This is a genomic window from Actinophytocola sp., from assembly GCF_049647105.1.
Lineage (GTDB): Bacteria > Actinomycetota > Actinomycetes > Mycobacteriales > Pseudonocardiaceae > Actinophytocola.
In genome coordinates, this window is sequence record NZ_JBARWZ010000107.1 from 1 (window position 1) to 8,516 (window position 8,516).

At 74.8% G+C, this 8,516-nt stretch carries 1 protein-coding gene and 1 pseudogene; both read left to right on the plus strand.

Annotated elements, in window-relative coordinates; translation table 11 throughout:
• Positions 1-2,569, plus strand: a 2,569-nt coding sequence (locus WBA97_RS13555) for an SDR family NAD(P)-dependent oxidoreductase (RefSeq protein WP_424231134.1), incomplete at its 5' end; no start/stop codon positions are given.
• 35 nt (positions 2,570-2,604) lie between these two features.
• A pseudogene (locus WBA97_RS13560) lies at positions 2,605-8,516 on the plus strand (type I polyketide synthase); the annotation flags it as partial.

An 8,516-nucleotide genomic window follows, 5' to 3' on the forward strand; every position in this document is an offset into this window, starting at 1 on the left:
CGCCGTGCTGACCCGCGGCGCGCTGGCCGCCGCGCCCGGCGACCACGTCCGCGACCTCGCGGGCGCCGCCGTGCACGGCCTGATCCGCAGTGCCCAGACCGAGAACCCCGGCCGCTTCCGCCTCATCGATCTCGACGCGGCACCGGGGGGCGGCGGCGTACTCGACGCTCGCCGGGTTCCTGGAGACCGGGGAGACACCGACGTGCCCGGCCTGCTCGACGCGCTCGGTGCGACCGACGAACCGCGGCTCGCGGTCCGCCGCGGCGCTCTGCTCGCGCCGAGGCTGGTCCAGGCGAGGCCCGAGGGCATCGCGCTGCCCGGCGATCCGTGGCGGGTCGACGTCGCGGGTGGCGCCACGCTCGACCACCTGACCGCGGTCCCCGCGCCAGGTGCCACCGAGGACCTCGGTCCGGACCAGGTCCGGGTGGGCGTGCGGGCGGCAGGCGTGAACTTCCGGGACGTGGCCATCGCGCTGGGCGTGGTGCCCGACCAGACCGGCATGGGCACCGAGGGCGCTGGCGTCGTGCTGGCGACCGGCTCCTCGGTCACCGACCTGCGTGCGGGCGACCGCGTGTTCGGCCTCTTCGCCAATGGCTTCGGCCCGGTGACCACCACCGAGCGGTCGATGCTGGCCCCGATGCGTCCTGAGTGGACGTTCGCGCGGGCCGCGTCGGTCCCCACGGTCTTCCTCACCGCCTACCACGGCCTCGTCGACCTCGCCGGTGTCCGGTCAGGACAGACGGTCCTGGTGCACGCCGCCACCGGCGGGGTCGGCATGGCCGCCGTGCAGATCGCCCGCCACCTCGGCGCCGAGGTCTTCGCCACGGCGAGCCCCGGCAAGCACGACGTGCTGCGTGCCATGGGCTTCGACGACGACCACATCGCCTCCTCCCGCGACACCGACTTCGAGTTCACCTTCCGCGCCGCCACCGACGGCCGCGGTGTCGACGTGGTCCTCAACTCCCTGTCCGGCCGGTTCGTCGACGCGTCACTCGACGTGCTCGCCGCGGGCGGCCGGTTCATTGAGATGGGCAAGACCGACCTCCGCGACGCGGACACCGTCGCCGCGAGCCACCCCGGCGTCACCTACCGCGCCTTCGACCTCGCCGACGCGGGCGCCGAGCGGATCGCGGACCTGCTGACCACCGTCACCGGGCTGATCGACGACGGCGCCCTCAAGGTGCTCCCGGTGACCGGCTGGGACGTCCGCGACGCCGCCGCCGCCTTCCGACACATGGCGGCGGGCCGCCACACCGGCAAGAACGTCCTGACCTTCCCCCGGCCCATCGACCAGGACGGCACGGTGCTCGTCACCGGCGGCACCGGGACGCTGGGCGGCATCCTCGCCCGGCACCTCGCCACCGCGCACGGGGTGCGGCACCTGGTCCTCACCAGCCGTGGCGGCCCCGACACCCCCGGCGCCGCAGAACTCGTCGCCGAGCTGGCGGAACTCGGCGTCACCGCCACCGTCGCCGCCTGCGACGTCGCCGACCGCGCCGCCGTCGCCGCGCTGCTGGCCGCCATCCCGGCGCGACACCCGCTGACCGGCGTGGTGCACGCGGCCGGTGTGCTCGACGACGGGGTCCTGGAGGCGCTCACACCGGAGCGGATCGCCTCGGTCATGCGCCCGAAGACCGCCGCCGCCGTCCTGCACGAGCTGACCGCGACCGCCGACCTGGCCCTGTTCGCCCTGTTCTCGTCCGCGTCGGCCACGATCGGCTCGCCAGGACAGGCCAACTACGCCGCCGCCAACACCTACCTGGACTCCCTGGCCGCCCACCGCCGCGCCGAGGGGCTGCCCGCCGTCTCGCTCGGCTGGGGCCTGTGGGCGCAGGCGAGCACGATGACCGGGCACCTGTCCGACCGCGACCGCGCGAGGGCGGGCGAGCTGATCACCGCCGAGGACGGCATGGCGCTGTTCGACGCCGCGATCGCCGGGCAGGACCCGCACCTGGTCGCGATGCACCTGGACCTGGCCGCCGTGCGCCGCACCGACCCGGTCCCCGCACTGCTGCGCGGGCTCGTGGCCCCACGGTCGCGCCGGGTCGCCGCTGACGCGGTGGGCGCGGTGGAGGTGTCGTTCGCCGACCACCTCGCCCGGCTGCCCGCCGCCGAGCGCCGCCGCACCCTGCTCGACCGGGTGCGTGCGCAGGCCGCCGCCGTCCTCGGGCACCGCACCACGGAGGCGATCGGCGCGGACCAGTCGTTCAAGAACCTCGGGTTCGACTCGCTCACCGCGGTCGAACTGCGCAACCGGCTCGCCGACGCCACCGGGGTGCGGCTGCCCGCGACGCTGGTGTTCGACCATCCCACCCCGGCCGACCTCGCGGAACGGCTGCTCGAACGCCTCGGCGGCGACCAGGTCCCGGTCAAGGCGGACCCGCTGGCGCGGCTCACCGCCGAACTCGACGCCCTGCTGGCAGGCGGGCTGGACCCGGCCGCGCTGGCGCTGCGGCTGCGGCGGTTCACCCGCCCCGCCGCGACCGGCGATGGCGTCGCCGAGCGGCTCGAGGCCGCCTCGGTCGACGACGTCTTCGACTACATCGACAGAGAGCTTGGTGTGTCGTGACCAACGAAGAGAAGTTGCTGCGATACCTGAAGAAGGTCACGGCCGACCTCGCAGAGACCCGCAGGGAGCTTGACGCGGCGCGTGGCGCGGCACCGGAGCCGATCGCGGTGGTCGGCATGGGCTGCCGGTTCCCCGGCGGGGTCGCCGACCCGGACGCGCTGTGGCGGCTGGTCGCCGACGGCGGCGACGCCGTCACCGGCCTGCCGGAGGGGCGTGGCTGGGACACCGCCGCCGGTGACGCGATGGGTCTGCGTGGCGGGTTCGTCGCCGACGCCGACCGCTTCGACGCCGCACTGTTCGGCATCAGCCCCCGCGAGGCCCTGACCATGGACCCGCAGCAGCGGCTCGCGCTGGAGACGGCGTGGTCCGCGCTGGAGGACGCCAGGATCGACCCGCTGTCGCTGCGCGGCCACCGGACCGGCGTGTTCCTCGGCGCTGGCTCCTCCGCCTACGCCACCGCCGCCGACCTGCCCGACACCGCGGAGGGCCACCTGCTCACCGGCAGCGCCGCCAGCGTCGTGTCCGGCCGCGTCGCCTACGTCTTCGGGCTCAAGGGCCCGGCGATCACCGTCGACACCGCGTGCTCATCGTCGTTGGTCGCCATCCACCTTGCCTGCCAGTCGCTGCGGGCGGGCGAGAGCGAGACAGCGCTGGCGGGCGGCGTGTCCGTCCTGGCCGGGCTGGGCTTGTTCAGTGAGTTCGGCAAGCAGGGCGCCCTGGCCGGTGACGGGCGCTGCAAGGCGTTCTCCGACGACGCCGACGGCACCGGCTGGGGCGAGGGCGCTGGTGTGCTCGTGCTGGCCCGGCTTTCCGACGCGGTGCGCGACGGTCGCCGGGTGCACGCGGTGATCCGCGGCTCCGCCATCAACTCCGACGGCGCCTCCAGCGGCCTCACCGCCCCGAACGGGCCGTCCCAGCGCACGGTCATCACCGCCGCACTCGCCGCCGCCGGGCTCGCACCGTCCGAGGTGGACGCCGTGGAGGCGCACGGCACTGGCACCCGCCTCGGCGACCCGATCGAGGCGCAGGCACTCATCGAGACCTACGGGCGGGACCGCGAACGGCCGCTGTGGCTGGGCTCGGTCAAGTCGAACATCGGCCACACCCAGGCCGCGGCCGGGGTGGCAGGGGTGATCAAGACCGTGCTGGCGCTGCGTCGAGGGCTGCTCCCGCCGACCCTGCACGTCGGCGAGCCCTCCAGCCACATCGACTGGACCGATGGCGACGTCGAACTGCTCACCGAGACCCAGGTGTGGCCAGCCACCGGCCGTCCCCGCCGCGCCGCGGTGTCGGCCTTCGGCATGAGCGGCACCAACGCGCACGCGATCATCGAGCAGGCACCGGTTACCCCGGCCGTGCCCGCCCCGGCCGATCCGGCCACGCCGGTCCCGGTGCTGGTGTCGGCCCGCTCCGAGTCAGCGCTGCGCGCACAGGCCGATCGGCTCGTCGCCCACCTGGACAGCAAGCCCCGCCTCGGCGTCCTCGATGTCGCCCGCTCGCTCGCCACGACCCGCGCCGCACTGCCGCACCGCGCGGCCGTGCTCGCCGGGAACCGCACCGAACTCCTGCGTGGCCTGCGCGAAATCGCCGGGGGCGGCGGCCAGGTCCTCGGCACCGCCACCGACGGCCGCCTCGCGTTCCTGTTCACGGGTCAGGGTTCGCAGCGTGCGGGGATGGGGCGTGAGCTGTGTGCCGCGTTCCCGGTGTTCGCCGGGGTGGTCGACGATCTTTCGGCTCGGTTGGGCGAGATTCCGTGGGATGACCAGGAGTTGCTTGACCGGACGCGGCACGCGCAGGCCGCGTTGTTCGTGTTCGAGGTGGCGTTGTTCCGGCTCACCGAGTCGTGGGGCCTGACGCCCGACTACGTCCTCGGTCATTCGATCGGTGAGATCGCGGCCGCGCACGTGGCCGGTGTGCTGTCGCTGGACGACGCCTGCCGGTTGGTGTCGGCGCGGGGTCGGTTGATGGCGGTGTTGCCCGCTGGTGGGGCGATGCTGGCGGCCGAGGTGTCCGAAGTGGACGTTCCGGCCGGTGTCGATGTCGCTGCGGTGAACGGTCCGGTTTCTCTTGTGGTGTCTGGCACTGAGGACGAGATCGGCGTTCTTGAACAGCGTTGGCGGTCCGAGGGTCGCCGGGTGAAGCGGCTCGCCGTGTCGCATGCGTTCCACTCGAAGCTGATGGAGCCGATGCTGGCGGAGTTCGCCACGGTGGCCGAGTCGCTGAGCTACCACGAGCCCGCGATCCGTATGCCTGGTGCGGTGACCGATCCCGCCTACTGGGTTCGTCAGGTTCGCGACACCGTCCGGTTCGCCGATGCTGTCGCCGCGCTCCGCGAGGACGGCGTGACCTCCTTCGTCGAACTGGGCCCGGACAACGCCCTGTCCGTGCACGTCGACGGCGCCGTGCCGTTGCAACGCAAAAACCGCGACGAGGTGCCCGCCGTGCTCGGCGGGCTCGCCGCCGCGCACGTCGGCGGGGTCCGCGTCGACTGGACCGCCGTGTTCGCCCCGTGGGGCGGGCGCCTGACCGACCTGCCGACCTACCCGTTCGAGGGCGACCGCTACTGGCTGCCAGAGCGCGCGGCCACCGTGCACGCCGACCCGGCCGAGGAACGGTTCTGGCGTTCGGTGGAGGTCCAGGACACCGCGGCCGTCGCCACGACCCTCGGGCTCGACCCCGGCAACGGCCTGGCCACCGTGCTGCCCGCCCTGTACCGGTGGCGCAAGGGCCGCCAGGACACCACCACCGTCGACTCCTGGCGCTACCGCGTCACCTGGGTGCCCCTCACCGGCCTGCCCGCCCCGCGTGCGCTCGGCACCTGGCTCGTCGTCACCCCCGAAGGGGTCACCGATCCGGCCGCCGATGCCCTGCGCGACCACGGCGCCACCGTCGTCGAACTGGCGCTGCCCGCCGAGGACGACCGCTGGGAGATCGCCGGGCTCGTGCTCGACGCGGTCACCGCGGCCGACGGCGTGGACGGCGTGCTGTCCCTGCTCGGCGGCAACGCGGAACCGCACCCCGAATACGGGCCGACCGCCACCGGCCTGACCGCCAATGTCGTGCTGCTACAGGCACTCGGCGTCGCGGCCGTCGACGCGCCACTGTGGATCGCCACCCGGGGCGCGGTCGCCGTCGGCCGCGCCGACGCCGCCCCCGACCCCATGCTCGCCCAGATCTGGGGCGCCGGACGGGTCGCCGCGCTGGAACTGCCCGGCCGCTGGGGTGGCCTGGTCGACCTGCCGGAGACCATCGACCACCGGGCGAGCGCCGCGCTGGCTGCGGTCCTGGCGGGCGACACCGGCGAGGACCAGGTGGCCGTGCGCGCCACCGGCGCCTTCGGCCGCCGCCTGAACCGTGCCCCCGCCCCCGCACCGGACCGCGACTGGCGGCCCGCCGGGCCCGTCCTGATCACCGGCGGCACCGGGGCACTCGGCCGCCGCGTCGCCCGCTGGCTGGCCGGGCGCGGCGCCACCGACCTGGTCATCACCAGCCGCTCCGGTCCGGCCGCCCCCGGCGCCGCCGACCTGGTCGCCGAACTGGCCGGCCTCGGCGTCACCGCGACGATCGTGGCCTGCGACGTCGCCGACCGGGACGCGCTGGCCCGCGTGCTGGCCGACCACCCGGTCACCGCCGTCATGCACACCGCGGGTGTCGCCGAGTCCGCGCCGCTGACCGACCTCACGCTCGCCGAGTTCGCCGGCGTGCTGGCCGCCAAGGTCGGCGGCGCGCGCAACCTGGACGAATTGCTGCCCACCGCCGACGCGTTCGTGCTGTTCTCGTCCATCGGCGGCATCTGGGGCAGCGGCAACGCCGCCGCCTACGGCGCCGCCAACGCCTACCTCGACGCGCTCGCCGAGAACCGCCGCGCCCGCGGCCTGTCCGCCACCGCCGTCGCCTGGGGGCCGTGGGCTGGCGAGGGCATGGCGGCGGGGGAGACCGCCGAACACATCGCCAGATGGGGCCTCGCCCCGATGGCGCCCGAGCTGGGGCTGTCCGCGCTCGGCCAGGCACTCGACGCCGACGAGACCACGCTCGTGGTGTCCGCCGTCGACTGGCCGGTGTTCGCGCCGATCTTCTGCACCTCCCGGCCGAGCCCGCTCATCGCCGCCGTCCCCGAGGCGGCCGCCGTGCTCGCCGCGACCGGCCGGGATGAGGACCGGACCGACGCCACCACCCGATGGGCCGACCGGCTCGCGCCGCTGACCGCCGCCGAGCGCACCGGCCTCGTCCTCGACCTGGTCCGCACCGAGGTCGCCGCCGTGCTCGGCCACCGGGGCCCCGCCGACGTCGCCCCCGGCCTGTCGTTCTCCGACCTCGGCATCGACTCGCTGACCGCCGTTGAGGTCCGCGACCGGCTCACCACCGCCACCGGCCTGCGCCTGCCCGCGAGCCTCGCCTTCGACTACCCCAAGCCCAGCGCGCTCGCCGCGCACCTGCTCACCGGGCTGGTCGCCGACACCACCCCGGCCCGTGCCACCGTCACCCGCGACCCCGGCGCCACCGACACAGACACTGCCACCGACGCGATCGCGATCATCGGCATGGCCTGCCGGTACCCGGGCGGCATCGGCACCCCGGAACAGCTGTGGGAGCTGCTGGCGAACGGTGGCGAGGCGCTCTCGCCGTTCCCGGCCGACCGCGGCTGGAACCTCGACGAGCTGTTCGGCCGCGAGCGCGGCGCGTCGTATGTGCGGGCCGGTGGCTTCCTCACCGGTGCCGCCGACTTCGACGCCGCGTTCTTCGGCATCAGCCCCCGCGAGGCGGTCGCCATGGACCCCCAGCAGCGCCTGCTGCTGGAGACCAGCTGGGAGGCCTTCGAGCTGGCCGGTGTCGACCCGCGCGCGCTGGCCGGCAGCCGCACCGGCGTGTTCGTCGGCAGCAACGTCCAGGACTACGGCTACGTGCTGACCTCGTCAGCCGAGGATGTGTCCGGGCAGCTGGTCGGCGGCACCACCGCCGGCATCCTCTCCGGCAGGCTCGCCTACACGTTCGGACTGGAGGGTCCGGCCGTCACCGTCGACACCGCGTGCTCGTCCTCGCTGGTCGCACTGCACATGGCCGCGTCGGCGCTGCGTGCGGGGGAGTGCACGATGGCGCTGGCCGCCGGGGTCACCGTGATGTCGACCCCCGGCCCGTTCGTCGAGTTCAGCACCCTGTCCGGGCTCAGCGAGGACGGCCGCTGCCGGGCGTTCGCCGACTCCGCCGACGGCACCGGCTGGGGCGAGGGCGCGGGCGTGCTGCTGGTCGAACGCCTCGCCGACGCCCGCCGCAACGGCCACCCCGTCCTCGCCGTGATCCGCGCGTCCGCGATCAACTCCGACGGCGCGTCCAACGGTCTCACCGCCCCGAACGGGCCCGCGCAGCAGCGGGTCATCCTGGCCGCGCTCGACAGCGCCGGGCTCGCACCGTCCGATGTGGACGCCGTCGAGGCGCACGGCACCGGCACCACCCTCGGTGACCCGATCGAGGCGCAGGCACTGCTCGCCACGTACGGCCAGGACCGGGACGAGCCGCTGTGGCTGGGTTCTGTGAAGTCCAACATCGGCCACACGCAGGCCGCGTCCGGGGTCGCCGGGGTCATGAAGGTCGTGCTGGCCCTGCGTAACGGGCTACTGCCGAAGACCCTGCACGTCGACGCGCCGACCACGCACGTCGACTGGTCCGCCGGGTCCGTCGAACTGCTCACCGAGCACCGCCCGTGGGTTCGCGGCGACCGGCCGCGCCGTGCGGGCGTGTCGTCCTTCGGTGCCAGCGGCACCAACGCACACGTGATCATCGAGGAGCCAGAGGAGGTCCCGGCGCCGAGGGCAGGGGCGGCTGACGCGCCGGTCCCGCTGGTGCTGTCCGCGAGCAGCGAGCAGGCGCTGCGTGCCCAGGCCGCCCGCCTGCGCACCCACCTCGCCGCCCACCCCGGCCTCGCGGCCGCCGACGTCGGCGCCACCCTGGC